At 71.8% G+C, this 18,979-nt stretch carries 12 protein-coding genes; 5 read left to right on the top strand and 7 right to left on the bottom strand.

What is annotated here, in order from left to right:
• The first annotated feature begins 20 nt into the window (after positions 1-20).
• Entirely contained in the window at positions 21-848 is an 828-nt protein-coding gene (locus AC068D_RS14795) for a DsbA family protein (RefSeq protein ID WP_478823395.1), read from the top strand.
• Between the two features lie 153 nt (positions 849-1,001).
• Complete coding sequence (lgt, locus tag AC068D_RS14790) at positions 1,002-1,958, top strand: prolipoprotein diacylglyceryl transferase (RefSeq protein ID WP_478823394.1); 957 nt, start codon at positions 1,002-1,004, stop codon at positions 1,956-1,958.
• A 464-nt stretch (positions 1,959-2,422) separates the two neighbouring features.
• On the opposite strand, the gene AC068D_RS14785 is transcribed toward lgt, so the two are convergent.
• The 7 genes from AC068D_RS14785 to AC068D_RS14755 all read right to left on the bottom strand — a co-directional run bounded on the left by AC068D_RS14785 (position 2,423) and on the right by AC068D_RS14755 (position 11,104).
• The gene (locus tag AC068D_RS14785) at positions 2,423-3,259 is read right to left on the bottom strand and encodes an HpcH/HpaI aldolase/citrate lyase family protein (protein WP_478823393.1); all 837 of its coding nucleotides are present in this window, start codon (positions 3,257-3,259) and stop codon (positions 2,423-2,425) included.
• A complete protein-coding gene (locus AC068D_RS14780) occupies positions 3,256-4,488 on the bottom strand; it encodes a CaiB/BaiF CoA transferase family protein (RefSeq protein WP_478823392.1) in 1,233 nt (410 codons plus the stop codon). Before AC068D_RS14780 ends, AC068D_RS14785 begins: the two co-directional genes overlap by 4 nt.
• Positions 4,489-4,828: 340 nt before the next feature.
• The gene (rbsK, locus tag AC068D_RS14775) at positions 4,829-5,740 is read right to left on the bottom strand and encodes a ribokinase (RefSeq protein WP_478823391.1); all 912 of its coding nucleotides are present in this window, start codon (positions 5,738-5,740) and stop codon (positions 4,829-4,831) included.
• On the bottom strand, positions 5,737-7,128 hold the full coding sequence (locus tag AC068D_RS14770; RefSeq protein WP_478823390.1) for an ADP-ribosylglycohydrolase family protein: 1,392 nt from the start codon (positions 7,126-7,128) through the stop codon (positions 5,737-5,739). The genes rbsK and AC068D_RS14770 overlap by 4 nt, the downstream gene beginning before the upstream one ends.
• The gene (locus AC068D_RS14765) at positions 7,125-8,294 is read right to left on the bottom strand and encodes an ADP-ribosylglycohydrolase family protein (protein ID WP_478823389.1); all 1,170 of its coding nucleotides are present in this window, start codon (positions 8,292-8,294) and stop codon (positions 7,125-7,127) included. Before AC068D_RS14765 ends, AC068D_RS14770 begins: the two co-directional genes overlap by 4 nt.
• A gap of 117 nt (positions 8,295-8,411) precedes the next feature.
• Positions 8,412-9,596, bottom strand: a complete 1,185-nt coding sequence (locus AC068D_RS14760; RefSeq protein ID WP_478823388.1) for an ADP-ribosylglycohydrolase family protein — start codon at positions 9,594-9,596, stop codon at positions 8,412-8,414.
• A gap of 497 nt (positions 9,597-10,093) precedes the next feature.
• Positions 10,094-11,104 (bottom strand): ADP-ribosylglycohydrolase family protein, encoded by a 1,011-nt coding sequence (locus AC068D_RS14755; protein WP_478823387.1) that lies wholly within the window; start codon positions 11,102-11,104, stop codon positions 10,094-10,096.
• Between the two features lie 218 nt (positions 11,105-11,322).
• Here AC068D_RS14755 and AC068D_RS14750 point away from each other — a divergent pair, with 218 nt between their 5' ends.
• From AC068D_RS14750 to AC068D_RS14740, 3 genes are all read left to right on the top strand, one after another.
• Complete coding sequence (locus AC068D_RS14750; RefSeq protein ID WP_478823386.1) at positions 11,323-12,051, top strand: VIT1/CCC1 transporter family protein; 729 nt, start codon at positions 11,323-11,325, stop codon at positions 12,049-12,051.
• 754 nt (positions 12,052-12,805) lie between these two features.
• Positions 12,806-17,365, top strand: coding sequence for a glutamate synthase large subunit (gltB, locus tag AC068D_RS14745; protein WP_478823385.1), 4,560 nt, complete (start codon positions 12,806-12,808; stop codon positions 17,363-17,365).
• A complete protein-coding gene (locus AC068D_RS14740; RefSeq protein WP_478823384.1) occupies positions 17,358-18,818 on the top strand; it encodes a glutamate synthase subunit beta in 1,461 nt (486 codons plus the stop codon). Before gltB ends, AC068D_RS14740 begins: the two co-directional genes overlap by 8 nt.
• The last annotated feature ends 161 nt before the right edge of the window (positions 18,819-18,979 follow it).

The raw sequence follows: 18,979 nt of genomic DNA, 5'->3' as shown, positions 1-18,979 counted from the left end.
CCCGGTTCGTTGCTGTGGGCGTGAGCGAGAACAACCGTGACGGGAAGCGGGCCGCGCGAGAGCGGCTCCAGCAGGAGCGCGAGCTGAAGCAGGCACGCGAGAGACGACGACGCCTGTTGATCGTGTCCGCGGCTGTGGTCTGCGTGCTCGGTCTGGCCGCCGTCGTGGGTGTGATCGCGGCCAACACCGGGGACGAGCCCACCCCCTCGTCCCAGGCGGGCCCGGTCGTTGCGCCCAGCGGCGCCCAGGGAGAGGAGCGGCTCGCGATCCCGGCCGGCGCGAGCGACGCGCCGTCCACGCTCACGGTCTGGGAGGACTTCCGCTGCCCGGTGTGCGCCCAGTTCGAGAACGTCCTGCGGGACGCCGTCCACGAGCTGACGGACTCCGGACAGCTCAAGGTCGACTACCACTTCGCCACGATCATCGACCGGAACCTGGGCGGCACCGGCTCCCTGCGCGCGGCCAATGCGGCAGCGTGCGCCCAGGACGCCGGGAAGTTCGTTCCGTACCACGATGTGCTGTACCAGAACCAGCCACCGGAGCCGGACGACGCCTTCGCGGACAACAACAAGCTCATTGAGCTCGCAGGGAAGGTCGAAGGACTGGACACACCCGGATTCCGCAAGTGTGTGGAGCGGGGAACGTACGACGACTGGGTGAACAAGTCGTCGGAGGTCTTCCAGAACAGCGACTTCAGCGGCACCCCGACGGTGCTGCTCAACGGTGAGTCCGTCTTCCCGCAGAAGGACGGCGAGCCGATCTCCCCGGAGAACCTGAAGAAGTGGGTGACCGAGGCGAACAAGGGGAAGCAGCCGGGTACGGCACAGCCGAGTCCGGCCGGATCCTGAGAGGCCGGGAAGCCACTTCACGGCGTCCTGGGGCGCCCTTGCCGGTCCCGTGCCGCGTCCGGTGAGGGACGGTGCCGTTCGACTGCTCGTTATGCAGACGTTGCCGGGTGGGTTGCGACGGGTCCTGCCCGGCAAGGTAGCGTCGGACCTGCCATGGACCTTGCCTACATTCCCAGCCCGTCGACCGGTGTGATCAATCTCGGACCGGTTCCGCTGCGCGGCTACGCCTTCTGCATCATCATCGGCGTCTTCGTTGCCGTCTGGTACGGCAACAAGCGCTGGATCGCCCGCGGCGGCAAAGCCGGCACGGTGGCCGACATCGCCGTCTGGGCGGTGCCGTTCGGTCTCGTCGGCGGTCGCCTGTACCACGTGCTCACCGACTATCAGCTGTACTTCAGCGACGGTGAGAACTGGGTCGACGCGTTCAAGATCTGGGAGGGCGGCCTCGGTATCTGGGGTGCGATCGCCCTCGGCGCGGTCGGTGCCTGGATCGCCTGCCGCCGACGGGGCATCCCGCTCCCGGCGTACGCGGACGCCATCGCACCCGGTATCGCCTTCGCCCAGGCGATCGGCCGTTGGGGCAACTGGTTCAACCAGGAGCTGTACGGCAAGCCGACGGACCTGCCCTGGGCCCTCAAGATCACCGAGGGCGCGAACCGCGAGGCGGGTCTGTACCACCCGACATTCCTCTACGAGTCCCTGTGGTGCATCGGTGTCGCCCTGCTGGTCATCTGGGCGGACCGCCGCTTCAGGCTCGGACACGGCCGGGCGTTCGCGCTGTACGTCGCCGCCTACTGCGCGGGCCGCGGGTGGATCGAGTACATGCGCGTCGACGAAGCCCACCATGTCCTCGGCCTGCGGCTGAACGTCTGGACCGCGATCGTCGTCTTCGTGCTCGCGGTGGTCTACATCGTGGTCTCGGCGCGGCTGCGGCCGGGCCGGGAAGAGGTCGTCGAGCCGCCGAAGCCCGGCTCCGGAAAATCCGCCGCCTCCGGCACCGGCACCGACGACACGCGGTCGGACGAGGCCGCTGAGGACGCTGCTCTCGCGGGCCTGGACACGGACCACGACGGCGACCCGGCGGACTCCGGGTCCGCCCACAGGGGCTGACCGCCCCGCATACGCGCCCGAGGGCCGCCCGACCGCCATGGCCGGGCGGCCCTCCGCGTGTGCGGGGCGTGCCCCGCGCGGACTCCGGTCGTACGGGCAGACCGCCGAACCACCCCCCGCACGGCCACGACGCCCCGCCCAGGACCGTGACCGCGGCGCTCGTTCGTGTGCTGCGGCGGGGCATGGGGCGCCGTGGCGGGGCGGTGGCCGCTGGGGCCTCTCGTTTGGATCTTGCCGGGCTCGCGTGCGCCGGCAGGCACGCTCGCAGCGTTCGCCAGTCGCCCACGCCTCCGCGTGGGTTCCTTCCCCTGGATCGGGCGCCTTGCGATCGCACCGCACCGGACCCCGCTCACCCGATCCAGCCCGATCCAAACGAAAGACCCCAGGGCTGGGGCGGTGCGGCACGCCGTGCGGTGCGTACGGGATCGGGGCAGCGGCAGGGGAGCGACTCGCCCCCTGCCCGCTCATTCGCCGCGGCGGGCCAGGGAGAGCGTGCGGTGGGCCGTCGCCACCACCGCTGCGTCGACGAAGCGGCCGTCGGGAAGGGCCAGCGCGCCCGCGTCCGTCTCCGCGGCCTTGACGATCTCCTCCGCTTCCTCCACTTCCTCAGGGCTCGGGAGGTAGGCCCGCTCGATGACCGGGAGCTGGCGAGGGTGGATCGCCGCGCGGCCCAGGAAGCCGACTGCCCGGCCGTGGGCGCAGGACTCGGCCAGCCCGTCCAGGTCACGGATGTCGGGATACACCGATTGCGACGGCGGGGGAAGTCCGGCCGCGCGGGCCGCGACCACGACACGGCTGCGGGGCCAGTCGAGGCCACGGTCGTCCCGTACTCCCAGATCGGCACGGAGATCCGCCTCGCCGAGCGCGATCCCCCGGACCGCGGGATCGGCGGTCGCGATCGCGTAGGCGTGCTCCACACCGGACGCGGACTCCAGGAGGGCATACAGGCCCGTGCCCGGTGCGAGCGCCGCCGGACCTCTGATGTCAGAGGGGTGAGTCACCTTGGGGATGCGCAGGGCGGACAGGCCGGGGAGTCCGGCCAGGGCCGCGATGTCCCGCTCCGCGTGGATCCGGACATGGACGGGGACCGGCTGGGGGGAGGCGAGCAGTTCGGCGGTCGCCGCCAGGGCGTAGTCCTTGCGTAGGGGAGGGACCGCGTCCTCAAGATCGACGATCACGATGTCGGCTCCGCAGGACAGCGCCTTGTGCACGACATCGGGATGGTCCCCGGGGGCGTAGAGCCAGGTCAGCGGAGTGGTCTCGGGCGTGAGGGGGAAGGGCTGGTGCGGGTGGGCGGTCATAGGGCGCCTTCGCTGCGCAGGGCGGCGATCCGCGCGGGCGTGAACCCGAGCTCGCCGAGCACCGCGTCCGTGTCCGCACCGTGCGGCCGGCCGGCCCAGCGAATCCCACCGGGTGTCTCGGACAGACGGAAGAGGATGTTCTGCATACGGATCGGCCCGAGCTCCGGGTCGGGTACTTCGGTGACGGTGTCGAGCGCGCGGTACTGCGGATCGTCCATGACGTCGCGGATGTCGTAGACGGGTGCGATCGCGGCCTCGGCCTTGTCGAACGCATCGAGGACCTCGTCACGGGTGTGCCGGGCGATCCATGTGCCCACTGCCTCGTCGAGCACGGCCGAGTGCTCGGCCCGCCCGCTGCCCGTGGCGAACCACGGCTCGTCCGCCAGCTCGGGGCGGCCGACCAGCCGCATGACCCGTTCGGCGACGGACTGGGCCGAGGTGGACACGGCGAGCCAGGAGCCGTCGGCGGCCCGGTAGGTGTTGCGCGGGGCGTTGTTGCGGGAGCGGTTGCCGCTGCGCGGCTGGACGTAGCCGAGCTGGTCGTACCAGATGGGCTGGGGACCGAGGACGGTGAGGATGGGTTCGATGATGGCCATGTCGACCATCTGGCCGCGCCCGGACGCGGCCCGGGCGGTCAGCGCGGTCATGACGGCGTAGGAGGTGGCGAGAGCGGCGATCGAGTCGGCGAGACCGAAGGGCGGCAACGTGGGCGGGCCGTCGGGTTCGCCGGTGATGGCGGCGAACCCGCTCATCGCCTCGGCGAGGGTGCCGAAGCCGGGGCGATGGCAGTATGGGCCGAACTGACCGAAGCCGGTGACCCGCGCCAGGACGAGCCGGGGGTTGGCGGCGTTCAGCTCCTCCCAGCCGAGCCCCCACTTCTCCAGGGTGCCCGGGCGGAAGTTCTCGATCACGACATCGGCGGTGGCGGCGAGCCGCAGAAGGGTGTCCCTGCCGCCGGGCGTGGACAGATCGAGCGTGATGGTGCGCTTGTTGCGGCCGAGCAGTTTCCACCACAGGCCGACGCCTTCCTTGTCGGGCCCGTGCCCGCGTGAGGGGTCGGGTCTGCGAGGGTGTTCGACCTTGATGACGTCGGCGCCGAAGTCGCCGAGCATCGTCGCCGCGAGCGGCCCGGCGAAGAGCGTGGCGAGATCGAGGACGCGCAGTCCGGCGAGCGGACCGTCCCCGGCGGGGTGATGGGCGGCGACAGCGTCGGCGTCGGGCTCGTGCATGGGGGCTCCAAGACTTCTTGTGAGGCTCCTGCGGGGCGACTTCTCCTGCCGGGACGGCGCCGCAAGGGCTGTCCGTGTTCCCCGGCGGGCGCACGACGACAGCTACGGCACTCCACCGGCTACCGCTGGGAGGCACCGCCACGCTGCGTTGTCGAATCGCCCGAATGCGCCCGGTACAAGGACATTCTCCCCCGGCTGTCGGTCGGGTGGGGGCACCCCCGGCGGAGCCAGGGGGAGTGTGCCACCGCCTTGCGATGGTTCCTCTCGGCCCTGGTGGGCCGGGCGGACCCCATGCATCCGACGCCGCGCGCTGATCCACCGGGGATTGCGGGACAGCCCTTCAGGCGGTGAACGGGGCGCCGTCGTCCGCCGCCGCGTCGATCTCCGGCCGGGTCGGCATCGAGGACGAGGCGCCCGGACGCTGGACGGAGAGCGCGGCGGCCGTCGATGCCCAGGCCATCGCCGCGGGCATCGTCCTGCCCTCGACGAGGGCCACCGTGAGGGCGCCGACGAAGGTGTCGCCCGCTGCGGTCGTGTCGACGGCGCGGACACGGGGGGCGGGCACGGTGACGGGTTCGGCGCCCCGCGCGGCGTAGAGACTACCCGCCGCACCGAGAGTGATCACCACCTCGGGCACCTGGCGGAGCAGTGCCTCGGCGGCGGCGCGCGGGTCGGTGGTGCCGGCGAGGACGGCGGCCTCGTGCTCGTTCGGCACCAACAGATCGGTGGCGGCGAGCAGTTCGGGAGGCAGGGTCCGGGCGGGTGCCGGGGTGAGGACGGTGCGTACACCGTGCCGCCGGGCGGCCTCGGCGCCGGCGATCACACCGGCCAGGGGGAGTTCGAGCTGGAGGAGGAGAGCGTCCGCGGTGGCGATGAGGCCCTCGTCGCCGGGGGTGAGGTGATCCACGGTGCCGTTGGCGCCCGGGACGACGACGATCGCGTTGCCGCCCTCGTCGTCGACGACGATGTGGGCGGTGCCGGAGGGGCCCTCGGCGGTGCGCAGGAGGTCGGTGTCGACGCCGGAGCCGTCGAGCGTGGCCCGCAGACGTACGCCGAAGTCGTCGGTTCCCACGGCCCCGATCATCGACACATCACCGCCTGCCCGGGCGGCGGCGACGGCCTGGTTGGCGCCCTTGCCGCCGGGGACCGTACGGAACTCGCGTCCGGTGACGGTCTCCCCGCGCTGGGGTGCCTTCGCGACATAGGCGACGAGGTCCATGTTGGTGCTGCCGAGCACCACGATGCCGGTCATGGGCGGGGGTCCTCCCGGGGAGTGAGCTGGGCGCGCGTGAGGTGGGCGAGGGAGTCGAAGCCGATGCCGTCGAAGCCGCCGACCGTGGTGGAGAGGCGGTTCTTCAGCGGTGCGGTCCACCGCTCGGGCAGCAGGTCCGGATGCGCGGTCAGCAGTCCGGCGAGCGAGCCGGCGGTCGCGCCGTTGGAGTCGGTGTCCCAGCCGCCGGACACGGCACGGCAGATGGAGCCGGTGAAGTCGCCGTCGGCATGAGTGAGGGCGGCGGTCAGCAGGGCGGCGTTGGGAATGACGTGCACCCAGTGATAGGTGCCGTAGGCGGCGTGGAGACGGTCCACGACATCATCGAAACGGGCATGCGCGGCGGCCGTTTCGATGCCGAGACGGATGGCTTCGGCAAGGCGTGAGCGGGGCGGCACGACCCGGAGCCCGGTGCGCAGGCACCGGTGGACGTCCGCGGTGCCCGTCGCCGCCTCGGCGAGTGCGGCGGCGACGAACATGGCGCCGTACACCCCGTTGGCGGTGTGCGTCAGCGTCGCGTCCCGGTGGGCCTGCGCGGCGGCAGCTGCCGGGTCGCCGGGGTGGGTCCACCCGTGCACGTCCGCACGGATGGCGGCGCCGATCCACTCCCGGAACGGATTGTGGTGGGCCGCGGTGTCCGGGGGCTCCAGTCCCGAGAGGAGATTGCGGTACGCGACGCGCTCGGCGGTGAAGGTGCGGCCGGCGGGGAGTTCGTCGAGCCAGAGCTGCGCGACGTCGGTGGTGCGGAAGCCGTGTCCGTACCGCTGGAGGAGGAGCAGGTTGAGCAGCGGGTAGTTGAGGTCGTCGTCCTCGGGCATGCCGTCGATGTTCTCGGCCAGGGAGGTGGCTGCGGAACGCCGGTTCCACGGATGCTCGGCGAGCACCCCGGCCGGGACCCCCCTGGCGGTGAACCAGGTGTCGAGCGGCCAGTTGCCGGTGGCACGGGCGAGGGCCCGGATGCCGTGGAGGGGCAGCTTCTCGACGGGCTTGCCGAGCAGACACCCGGCGGCGCGGCCGAGCCAGGAGGCGTGGAGCCGGCGGAGCAGGGAGGTGCTCCCCTCGGCCGGCCGGTCCTCCCCGGGCGGCGGCCAGGAAGGGCAGGCGTCACGGATCCGGCGCAGTGGGGTGGGCTCCAGTTCCGCCAACGGCGAGGGGCGGTCGGCCAGTTCGTCCAGCAGACGGTGCGCCAGGGCGCGCACTCGGGGGGAGGCGGGGGCGGGTGACGCGCCGGCGGCCGCAGGGGCGGGGGCACCGCCCGCTGCGTGCCAGCAGCGGGCGATGTCCGAGGCGTCGCGGCCGTCCTCCTCGGCCTGGCGGAGTTCATGACCGAGCAGGTCCTCGGGCTGGACCCAGGTGAGGCGGAGATTCATCGGCCGTCCGTCAGTCGGGCGAAGGCCGATTCATGGGCCCGGCGGCGTTCGGTGTCGCGGTCGAAGATCTCGTACGCGACCTCGGTCAGTGTCCGCGCCGGGGCGTGCAGATCGAGACGGCTGGCCTCCGCGACGGTCTTCACCCAGTCGGTCGGGATCGGTTCCTCGCCGGACAGCGCCCCCGCGATCGCTCCCGACATGGTGGCGATCGAGTCGCAGTCACGGCCGTAGTTGACGGAGCCGAGAACCGTACGGCGGTAGTCGCCGTCGCCGACGAGCAGCATGCCGAGGGCGACCGGGAGTTCCTCGATGGCGTGCAGCCGGGACGGTCGGCGGGCGGCGAGGGACGGTGACCGGTAGTCGGGGCCGACCGTGTCGAAGGGGGCGACGGCCTCCCGAACGGGACGCAGCGCGGACTCGAAGTCACGGTGCCGGGAGGCGACTTCGGCCACCGCTTCGACGGCCGCCCGGGTGCCGTCCTTGGCGAGGGCGAGACAGGCGTCGACGACGCTGCGCGGGCTCGCGTCCGGTGTGCAGGCCGCGGCCACCGCCGCCGCGAACACGCCCGCGGCCTCGCGGCCGTACGAGGACTGGTGGGCGCCCGCGATGTCCAGTGCCTCGGTGTACGCGGCCGCCGGGTTGCCTGCGTTGACCAGGCCGACGGGCGCCATGTACATCGCCGCACCGCAGTTGACGATGTTGCCCGTCCCCGCCTCCCGCGGGTCCACATGACCGTAGTGGATGCGGGCGGCGAGCCACTTCTCGGCGAGGAAGATCCGCTGGAGGGGAAGGGCCTCGGCCTCGAGCTCGGGGATCCAGCGGGGGTTGGTGATCAGGTCGGGAACGAGATGGTCGGCGATCGCATAGGCGTCTAGGTGATCGCGGACCTTCGCATAGACGCGTACGAGCGCGTGCGTCATCAAGGTGTCGTCGGTGACGTGCCCATTGCCCTTGTGGTACGGGGCGATGGGACGGGCGGTGCGCCAGTCCTCACCGTGCCACGGGCCGACGATGCCGCACACACGCCCGCCGTGGCGTTCCACGATCTGCTCCGGGGTGTAGCCCTCGACAGGGCCGCCGAGGGCGTCGCCCACCGCCGCCCCGACGAGGGAGCCCGCGATCCGGCCGTCGAGTGCCGTGACCGTCGGGAGCGCTGAGAGTGTCATGCCCGAATTGTCCACCCGGAGTGCTTGCGGGCGGGGTATGCCGGGTCGGGGATTCGGTGTCCGGTGCAGGCGGACGTGCAGGACGGCCGGCCGCGAGCGGCGTGAGGAGCAGCCGGGTCATGGGCGGGTCGCGCGGGCGAGCAGCCCGGCGAGTTCCACGAGATCCCTGCCCGCGAGGCGGGGCAGGGCGCATCCGGCGAGCGTGCGGCAGGCGTCCCGCCATGCGGCGGGCACCGCATCGCCGCCGCCGAGTGCACCGGTCAGCGCCCCGGCGAGCGCGGGCGCGGAGTCGGCGACCCGGGACAGACAGGCCGCGGCGGGAATCGCTCCGGTGACCTCGCCGCGGGCGGCGATGGCGAGGGCGAGGGCGACGGGTACGGTCTCGGCCGCAGCGATCCCGTAGCTGTAGACGTGGTCGACGATCTGGTGCTCCAGGAGCGGCACGAGGGAGAACGCGTCCTCGGCGTCGCGCGCGAGCTTGACGGCGTGCCGGGCGTTGCGGCCGATCTCGGTCGCCTCGGGGAGCTCGGCGAGGGCGGCGTCGACCGCCGCGCCGACGCGTGAGCCGCCGAGGGCCGCCGCCACAGCCGCCGCCATCGCGCGGGCGCCATGGACGCCGTCGCCGTCCTGGGTGTAGCGGGCGTCGAACTCCGCCAGTTCGGCGGCGGCCCGTGGGTCGCCGGGGTGGACGGCGGCGAGGACCACGGCGCGTACACAGGCGGCGTCGTCGAAATAGTGCGGGTTGTCGTGTCCGGTGGCGGGCGGGCGCAGACCGGTGGCGAGATTGCCGAGACCGGCGCGTACGGAGATCCGGGCACGAAGGGGCAGTACGGCGGATTCGACCTCGGGGGCGCGGGCGGCGGCCGCGGCGACCTTACCGGCGAGGGAGTTCCAGGCGAGGTCGACCGCCGCACGCATATGCCGGTCACGATCGGGCCCGTCGAAGTGGCCGGCGGCGGTGATGACCGTCTCGGCGGCGAAGGCGGCCCACTCGGCGTCGTCGGAGGGCCCGAGCCGAAGGGGCTCTGGCGGCTGGTTGAGGGCGATGGGGACGGGGAGGGTGGTCGTGGCGTTCTGTTCGGCGAAGGTGTCGAGCTCACGGGTGAGCCGCCGGGTCCACTCGGGCATCCGGGCGGCCCGGTGCCGCGCCGCCGGCCAGCCGGCGGCGTCGCCCGAGGCGAGACCGAGGAGCAGCCCTTCGACCCGGGTGCGGTGGGCGGGAGTGCTGTCCGGGCCGTGCCGTGCCTCCTTCTCGGTGCCCTGCGATGCGGGCGGACCTCCGGGGCCCGCGCCCGGGGGCATGTCCCCGTTCCGCGCCTCCCCCGGCCAGGCTGTCCGGGAGGCACTGCCAACCCCCGGTGGCTCAGGAGGACGCAGGACGACGGACCCCGCACCGCGGCCCGGGACCCGGGGCGGGGCACCGGCTGCCCGGGCGGGGCGCACCGCCGCGCGGGGCGGCTCGGCGACGGGGCTCCGGAGATCGTCCCCGGTCCGCTGCGGCCCACCCGGGCGCGAGGGAGCCGGCCCGGGGCCCCGGTGCCCGGGCGCCCCGTGCCCCTCGACGGGGTCGCCGGGACCGGCGGTGGCTGCCGTGCCCTCGTCCTCCGGTGCCTCGTGCGCCGGGGGAGGGGCGTCCGGGAACACCGTCCGGGTGTCCTGGCGGGTCCCGTCGGGGTGGGGCGCCTCGGCGAGTGCGTCGTGGAGCTCCGAGGTCCCGGCGGGGTCGGTGCCGTCCTCGACGGCGAGGAGGTCCGGGGCGATTTCCGGGGGCTCCGGAGCCGAGGGCTCGGGTGCGGGGTCTAGAGGGCCGGGGGGCATGGGAGGGCCTCGGTGTCGTCGTCGGGAGTGAGAAGGTCCGCGATGTCCAGGACGTGGTAGCCGCGCATCGAGGGGAGGCAGCTGCCGCGGACCGGGCCGATCGCGGCGGCCCAGTCCGCAGGAATGGAGCCGGCGCCCGACATGGCGCCGGCGAGGGCTCCGGCCACCGCCGCCGTCGTGTCGGCGTCACGGCCCATGTTGACCGCGGTGAGGACCGATGTACGGAAGTCGCCGCGGGCGGCGGCGAAGGCGCCGAAGGCGAGGCCCACGGCCTCGGGGGCCAGGTCCGTCCAGGGGTAGCCGCCGATGACGACCGCGGAACGGACCGTGCGCTCGCGGGTCAGCGGATCGGGCTCCAATCGTTCCGCCGCGACGACGGCCCGCCGCATGGAGCGTGAGGTCCAGGAGTCCATCGGGACGACCGACAGTGCGGCGCCGATGATCCCGGCCGGCCCCTCGCCCGCCACCGCGGCCGCGACCCCCGCCGCCACCGCCTGGCCGCCGTAGATGCCCTCTCCGTCGTGGCTGACGCAGCCGTCGATGGCGACCAGCCGTGCCGCCTCCGCGGGGTCACCTGCGGCGAAGACGCCGAAGGGTGCTGCCCGCATGGCGAGTCCGTCGCTCCAGGCATGGCGGTGCTGGGCGGTGATGGGAGCCGCAAGGCCGCGGCGGAGGTTCTCCAGGGTGCCTCGTTCGCTGAAGCCGGCCCCGCGGAACGGCCCCTCGTCGAGGTCCGCGATCCAGTGGTGCCAGGCATTCTCAACATGTGAGACGGTCAGTGCGGAGCCGTGCCGGGCGAGCAGCAGCCCCGAGAAGATCGCGTACTCGGTGTCGTCGGTGCCCGCCGGGCTGTCCGTCACAAAGCCCTCGATCCGGCCCCACCGGCGCCGGATCTCGGACGGCCGCATGTTCTCGGCGGGCGCCCCGAGCGCGTCACCGACAGCAAGCCCGAGCAGTGCGCCGCGGGCCCGATCGCATGCAATCCACTCCAACGCGTCACCCCTTCGTGCGGCACCGAGCCTGTCCTGGATCTCTGCCACATGGGGTGCGCCGCGCTCTGCCGGTCGACCGCGTGTCACTCGGCTGACCGTAGGTAAGTAAAGCCTGCCTTGCTGGCGAGCCCCTTACATCGCGCGTACTTTCGAGGTGTTGCGGGAGCGGGACGCCATGCGAACCGCCCTGGACGGCGAACAACAACAAGGGGAGAGCTGTGTCCATCATCGAGACCGAGGCGACGCTTCACGAAGCACACCGCGACAATCACACGCACCGCGATGTGAATGGCGGCTGGCTGCGTCCCGCGGTGTTCGGTGCGATGGACGGACTCGTCTCCAACCTCGCCCTGATGACCGGTGTCGCGGGCGGGGCCGTGTCCCAGCAGACCCTCGTCATCACCGGGCTCGCGGGACTTGCTGCCGGCGCCTTCTCCATGGCTGCCGGTGAGTACACCTCCGTGGCCTCGCAGCGCGAGCTCGTCCAGGCCGAACTGGACGTCGAACGCAGGGAGCTGCGCAAGCATCCCGTGGACGAGATGGAGGAGCTGGCCGCGCTGTACGTGGCCCGCGGTGTCGAGCCGCGGCTCGCCCGCGAGGTGGCCATGCAGCTGTCCAGGGACCCCGATCAGGCGCTGGAGATCCATGCCCGCGAGGAGCTCGGGATCGACCCGGACGACCTGCCGTCGCCCGCCGTCGCCGCCGTGTCGTCCTTCGGATCGTTCGCGCTCGGTGCGCTGCTGCCCGTGCTGCCGTATCTCCTCGGCGCCAGCGCGCTGTGGCCTGCGGTCCTGCTCGCACTCGTCGGCCTCTTCGCCTGCGGCGCGCTCGTCGCCCGGGTCACCGCCCGCGGTTGGTGGTTCAGCGGTCTGCGACAGCTCGCACTGGGTGGTGCGGCGGCCGCGGTGACCTATGCGATCGGGACCCTGGTCGGGGCTGCGGTCTGACCCCGGCCCGGGTGGCGCGGTCCGGGTCTTCGGGCCTTGGCCCCCGCCCGGTGGTGACGTCGGTCCCGGCCCGGCAGCGCGGTCCGGGTCCCGGGCCTTGGCCCCCGCCCGGCGTGCCCGGGGCATGCGGTCCGCAGTCGGCTCCGGTCGGCTGCGGAGTGCGACGGCTGGGCGAGCCCCCGGCGCCGGGCCCGTGCCGTCCGGTCGTGGTGCCGTCCGGTCGTCGGGTCGGGCCATGGCGGACGTTCGGTCCTCGGTCCGGTCCTGGCGACGGCCGGCCGCCTTCGGTGCCGGTCTCGGTCCGGTCCTGGCGGCGGCTGCCTTCGGTGCCGGTCCTCGGTCCGGTCCTGGCGGCGGCTGCCCTCGGTGCCGGTCCGCAGGCCGGGGCGTGGCATCGGTCCGGCAGGTCCTTGTGACGTACATCCCGGTGCTGGATCCGGTTCCCGGTGGGACACTGTCCGTGGCTCCACATGTCAGCCGTTACTCGGCGGTTTCGAATCCTTAACCGCCGGGCATATGCCGTAAGCGCTGTGGGCAATGAAGCCTGCTCTGCGCCGCGGGTGCCGGATGTCGATCTGTCCGTACCCGTCCCCACCTGCGCCGCTACCCACAACCCCCGAGCGGTGTCCGCATGCTGGAACGGGCTATCCGCTTCCCGAGAAGCACTCCATCATGTAACCTGCACGAAATTTCGCGGAGGGCCAACGTCGTCCCTCTGGCACTTGCATATGCCACGACGACGACGGGAGAGCCGATGCGTTCCGACGCCTGGTCGCCCATGGACGGTCGCCCCGCTCCGCAGGGGATGTACGACCCCCGTAACGAACACGACGCCTGTGGTGTCGGGTTCGTGGCCACCCTCACCGGTGTAGCCAGCCATGAGCTGGTCGAGCAGGCGTTGACCGTTCTGCGCAACCTGGAGCACCGCGGCGCCACCGGTTCGGAGCCCGACTCCGGTGACGGTGCCGGCATCCTCCTCCAGGTCCCGGACGCGTTCCTCCGCGAGGTCGCCGGGTTCGAGCTCCCCGAAGCCGGCTCGTACGCCGTCGGTATCGCCTTCGTCCCCGAGGGCACTCAGGACGAGGCCGTCTCACAGATCGAGACGATCGCCGCCGAGGAAGGACTGGACGTCCTCGGCTGGCGCGAGGTCCCCGTCGCTCCCGAGCTTCTCGGCGCCACCGCCCGTTCGACGATGCCGGTCTTCCGTCAGCTGTTCGTCGCGGACCACACCAGCAGCGGCATCGCCCTGGACCGCAAGGCCTTCGTGCTGCGCAAGCGCGCCGAGCGCGAGGCCGGCGTGTACTTCCCGTCGCTCTCCGCCCGCACCATCGTCTACAAGGGCATGCTGACCACCGGCCAGCTGGAGCCCTTCTTCCCGGACCTCTCGGACCGCCGCTGCGCCACCGCCGTCGCGCTCGTCCACTCCCGGTTCTCCACGAACACGTTCCCGAGCTGGCCGCTCGCGCACCCCTACCGCTTCGTCGCCCACAACGGCGAGATCAACACGGTCAAGGGCAACCGCAACTGGATGCGCGCCCGTGAGTCGCAGCTGGTCAGTGATCTCTTCGGCAGCGAGAAGCTGGACCGGATCTTCCCGGTCTGCACACCGGACGCCTCCGACTCCGCCTCCTTCGACGAGGTCCTCGAACTGCTCCACCTCGGCGGCCGCTCGCTCCCGCACAGTGTGCTGATGATGGTCCCCGAGGCGTGGGAGAACCACGACTCCATGGACCCGGCCCGGCGCGCCTTCTACCAGTACCACTCCACGATGATGGAGCCCTGGGACGGCCCGGCCTGTGTCACCTTCACCGACGGCACCCAGGTGGGTGCGGTGCTGGACCGCAACGGTCTGCGCCCCGGCCGCTACTGGGTGACCGACGACGGTCTCGTCGTCCTCTCCTCCGAGGTCGGTGTGCTCGACATCGACCCCTCCAAGGTCGTCCGCAAGGGCCGCCTCCAGCCCGGCCGGATGTTCCTCGTCGACACCGCCGAGCACCGCATCATCGAGGACGACGAGATCAAGGCGGCCCTCGCGGCCGAGCAGCCGTACCAGGAGTGGCTGGAAACCGGGATCATCGAGCTCGAGGACCTGCCCGAGCGCGAGCACATCGTCCACACCCACGCCTCGGTCACCCGCCGTCAGCAGACCTTCGGCTACACCGAGGAGGAGCTGCGCGTCCTTCTCGCACCGATGGCCCGCGCCGGCGCCGAGCCGATCGGTTCCATGGGCACGGACTCGCCGATCGCCGCGCTCTCCGAGCGCCCGCGCCTGCTGTTCGACTACTTCACCCAGCTGTTCGCGCAGGTCACGAACCCGCCGCTGGACGCCATCCGCGAGGAGCTCGTCACCTCACTGATCTCTTCGCTCGGCCCCGAGGGCAATCTGCTGGAGCCGAACGCGGCCTCCTGCCGGTCGGTCACCCTGCCGTTCCCCGTGATCGACAACGATGAGCTCGCCAAGCTCATCCACATCAACGCCGACGGCGACATGCCCGGCATGAAGGCTGCGACGCTCTCCGGCCTCTACCGGGTCTCCGGAGGCGGCGACTCCCTCGCCGCCCGTATCGAGCAGATCTGCGCCGAGGCCGACGCCGCGATCGAGAGCGGCGTCCGCCTGATCGTGCTCTCCGACCGGCACTCCGACGCCGAGCACGCCCCGATCCCGTCGCTGCTGCTCACCTCCGCCGTGCACCACCACCTCATCCGCACCAAGCAGCGCACCCAGGTGGGCCTGCTGGTCGAGGCCGGTGACGTCCGCGAGGTGCACCATGTCGCGCTGCTGATCGGCTACGGCGCCGCCGCCGTCAACCCCTACCTGGCCATGGAGTCGGTCGAGGACCTGCTGCGCGCCGGTACGTTCCTCGAGGGCATCGAGCCCGAGCAGGCCATCCGCAACCTGATCTACGCCCTGGGCAAGGGCGTGCTGAAGGTCATGTCCAAGATGGGCATCTCGACCGTGGCCTCCTACCGCGGCGCCCAGGTCTTCGAGGCCGTCGGTCTCGACGATGCCTTCGTCGACACGTACTTCGTCGGTACGGCCACGAAGATCGGCGGCGCCGGTCTCGACGTCATCGCCAAGGAGGTCGCCGCCCGCCACGCCAAGGCGTACCCGGCCAGCGGCATCGCGCCCGCGCACCGTGCGCTGGACATCGGCGGCGAGTACCAGTGGCGCCGGGAGGGCGAGCCGCACCTCTTCGACCCGGAGACGGTCTTCCGCCTGCAGCACGCCACGCGCAGCAAGCGGTACGACATCTTCAAGCAGTACACCGACCGTGTGAACGAGCAGTCCGAGCGCCTGATGACGCTCCGCGGCATGTTCGGCTTCACGTCCGACCGCGAGCCGATCTCCATCGACGAGGTCGAGCCGGCGGACGAGATCGTCAAGCGCTTCTCCACCGGCGCCATGTCGTACGGCTCCATCTCCAAGGAGGCGCACGAGACCCTCGCCATCGCCATGAACCAGCTGGGCGGCAAGTCCAACACCGGTGAGGGCGGCGAGGACCCGGACCGCCTGTACGACCCGACGCGGCGCTCGTCGATCAAGCAGGTCGCCTCCGGCCGCTTCGGCGTCACGTCCGAGTACCTGGTCAACGCCGACGACATCCAGATCAAGATGGCCCAGGGCGCCAAGCCCGGCGAGGGCGGCCAGCTGCCCGGTCACAAGGTCTACCCGTGGGTCGCCAGGACCCGGCACTCCACCCCCGGTGTCGGCCTGATCTCCCCGCCGCCGCACCACGACATCTACTCCATCGAGGATCTGGCCCAGCTGATCCACGACCTCAAGAACGCCAACCCCGTGGCACGCATCCACGTGAAGCTGGTGTCGGAGGTCGGTGTCGGCACGGTCGCCGCGGGTGTCTCCAAGGCGCACGCGGACGTCGTCCTCATCTCCGGCCACGACGGCGGCACCGGCGCCTCCCCGCTGACGAGCCTGAAGCACGCGGGCGGCCCCTGGGAGCTCGGCCTCGCCGAGACCCAGCAGACGCTGCTGCTCAACGGCCTGCGCGACCGTATCGTCGTCCAGACCGACGGCCAGCTGAAGACCGGTCGCGACGTCGTCATCGCCGCGCTGCTCGGCGCCGAGGAGTTCGGTTTCGCGACCGCGCCGCTCGTCGTCTCCGGCTGCGTGATGATGCGCGTCTGCCACCTCGACACCTGCCCGGTCGGTATCGCCACGCAGAACCCGACCCTGCGGGAGCGCTTCTCCGGCAAGGCCGAATTCGTCGTGAACTTCTTCCGGTTCATCGCCGAGGAGGTCCGGGAGCTGCTGGCCGAGCTGGGCTTCCGCACGCTCGAGGAGGCCGTCGGCCACGCCGAGCTGCTGGACACCACCCGCGCCGTGAACCACTGGAAGGCCCAGGGCCTCGACCTCGAGCCCCTCTTCCACGTGCCCGACCTGCCCGAGGGCGCCGTGCGCCACCAGCTGGTCGAGCAGGACCACGGCCTGGAGAAGGCCCTGGACAACGAGCTGATCAAGCTGTCTGCGGACGCACTGGCCGCGGCCTCCGCCGAGGAGGCCCAGCCGGTCCGCGCCCAGGTCGCGATCCGGAACATCAACCGGACCGTGGGCACGATGCTCGGCCACGAGGTGACCAAGAAGTTCGGCGGTGCGGGCCTGCCCGACGACACCATCGACATCACCTTCACCGGTTCGGCGGGCCAGTCCTTCGGTGCGTTCCTGCCGCGCGGTGTCACGCTGCGTCTGGAGGGCGACGCCAACGACTACGTCGGCAAGGGCCTCTCCGGCGGCCGCGTCGTCGTCCGCCCGGATCGCGCCGCCGACCACCTGGCCGAGTACTCGACCATCGCGGGCAACACCATCGGCTACGGGGCGACCGGCGGCGAGCTGTTCCTGCGCGGCCGCACCGGCGAGCGCTTCTGCGTCCGCAACTCCGGTGCGCTGGTGGTCTCCGAGGGTGTGGGCGACCACGGGTGCGAGTACATGACCGGCGGCCACGCCGTCGTGCTCGGCGAGACGGGACGCAACTTCGCGGCCGGTATGTCCGGTGGCATCGCGTACGTCATCGACCTCGACCGGGACAACGTCAACGCCGGCAACGTGAACGCCGTCGAGGCCCTCGACGACACCGACAAGCAGTGGCTGCACGACGTCGTGCGCCGCCACCACGAGGAGACGGGCTCCACCGTCGCCGAGAAGCTGCTTGCCGACTGGTCCACGGCCGTGGACCGGTTCAGCAAGATCATCCCGACCACGTACAAGGCAGTGCTCGCCGCCAAGGACGCCGCTGAGCTCGCCGGTCTCTCCGAGCAGGAGACCACCGAGAAGATGATGGAGGCGGCGACCAATGGCTGATCCCAAGGGCTTCCTGACCACCGGGCGCGAGGTCGCCAAGACCCGTCCCGCCGGTGAGCGCGTCAAGGACTGGAACGAGGTCTACGTCCCGGGCTCCCTGCTGCCGATCATCAGCAAGCAGGCCGGGCGCTGCATGGACTGCGGTATCCCGTTCTGCCACAACGGCTGTCCGCTGGGGAACCTCATCCCCGAGTGGAACGACTACGCCTACCGCGAGGACTGGCAGGCCGCGAGCGAGCGGCTGCACGCCACGAACAACTTCCCCGAGTTCACCGGCAGGCTCTGCCCCGCCCCGTGCGAGTCCGCGTGCGTGCTCGGCATCAACCAGCCCGCCGTCACCATCAAGAACGTCGAAGTCTCGATCATCGACAAGGCGTGGGACGCCAATGACGTCAAGCCGCAGCCGCCGGACCGGCTGTCGGGCAAGACGGTCGCGGTCATCGGCTCGGGCCCGTCGGGTCTCGCCGCCGCGCAGCAGCTGACCCGGGCGGGCCACACGGTCGCGGTGTACGAGCGCGCCGACCGCATCGGCGGACTGCTGCGCTACGGCATCCCCGAGTTCAAGATGGAGAAGCGGCACATCAACCGGCGTATCGAGCAGATGCGCGCGGAGGGCACCAAGTTCCGCACGGGCGTGGAGATCGGCCGCGACATCGACGCGGCCAAGCTGCGCCGCCGGTACGACGCCGTCGTCATCGCTGCCGGTGCCACGACCGCCCGCGATCTGCCGGTGCCGGGCCGTGAACTGAACGGCATCCACCAGGCGATGGAGTACCTGCCGCTGGCCAACAAGGTCGTCGAGGGCGACTACGTGGCTCCGCCGATCACCGCCGAGGGCAAGCACGTCGTGGTCATCGGCGGCGGCGACACCGGCGCGGACTGCGTCGGCACGGCCCACCGCCAGGGCGCGGCCTCCGTCACCCAGCTGGAGATCATGCCCCGGCCGGGCGACGAGCGGAACGCCAACCAGCCCTGGCCGACGTTCCCGATGCTCTACAAGGTGACGTCCGCGCACGAGGAGGGCGGTGAGCGGGTCTACTCCGTCTCCACCACCCATTTCGAGGGCGACGAGGACGGCAACGTCCAGTTCCTGCACCTTGCAGAGGTCGAGTTCGTGGACGGTAAGCTGACCCAGAAGCCGGGCACGGAGCGGAAGATCCCCGCCCAGCTGGTCACCCTCGCCATGGGATTCACGGGCACGGACACCGAGAACGGTCTGGTCTCCCAGTTCGGCCTGCAGCTGGACGAGCGCGGCAACGTCGCGCGCGACGCGGACTTCGCGACCAACGTCGACGGCGTCTTCGTCGCCGGTGACGCGGGCCGTGGCCAGTCGCTGATCGTCTGGGCCATCGCCGAGGGCCGCTCGGCGGCGCGCGGGGTGGACCGGTACCTCACGGGCGTCAGCGAACTGCCGGCCCCGATCCGCCCGACGGACCGTGCACTGACGGTCTGACCCGAATACTGCCCGTACAACGGCGTACGGAACAGACGCGGCGCCTGCCAGTCCCCGACCGGACAAGGGCAGGCGCCGCGGCATGTGCTCCGCGTATCCTGGAGTTCGCCCTCACTCAGTGACCGCCCGCGGCTACGCTCGGTGAGACCGGCGCTGCCTGC

The organism is Streptomyces sp. NPDC043861 (assembly GCF_056435905.1).
The sequence above is the reverse complement of the archived record's forward strand: the minus strand, read 5'-3'. Positions and strand labels throughout refer to the sequence as shown.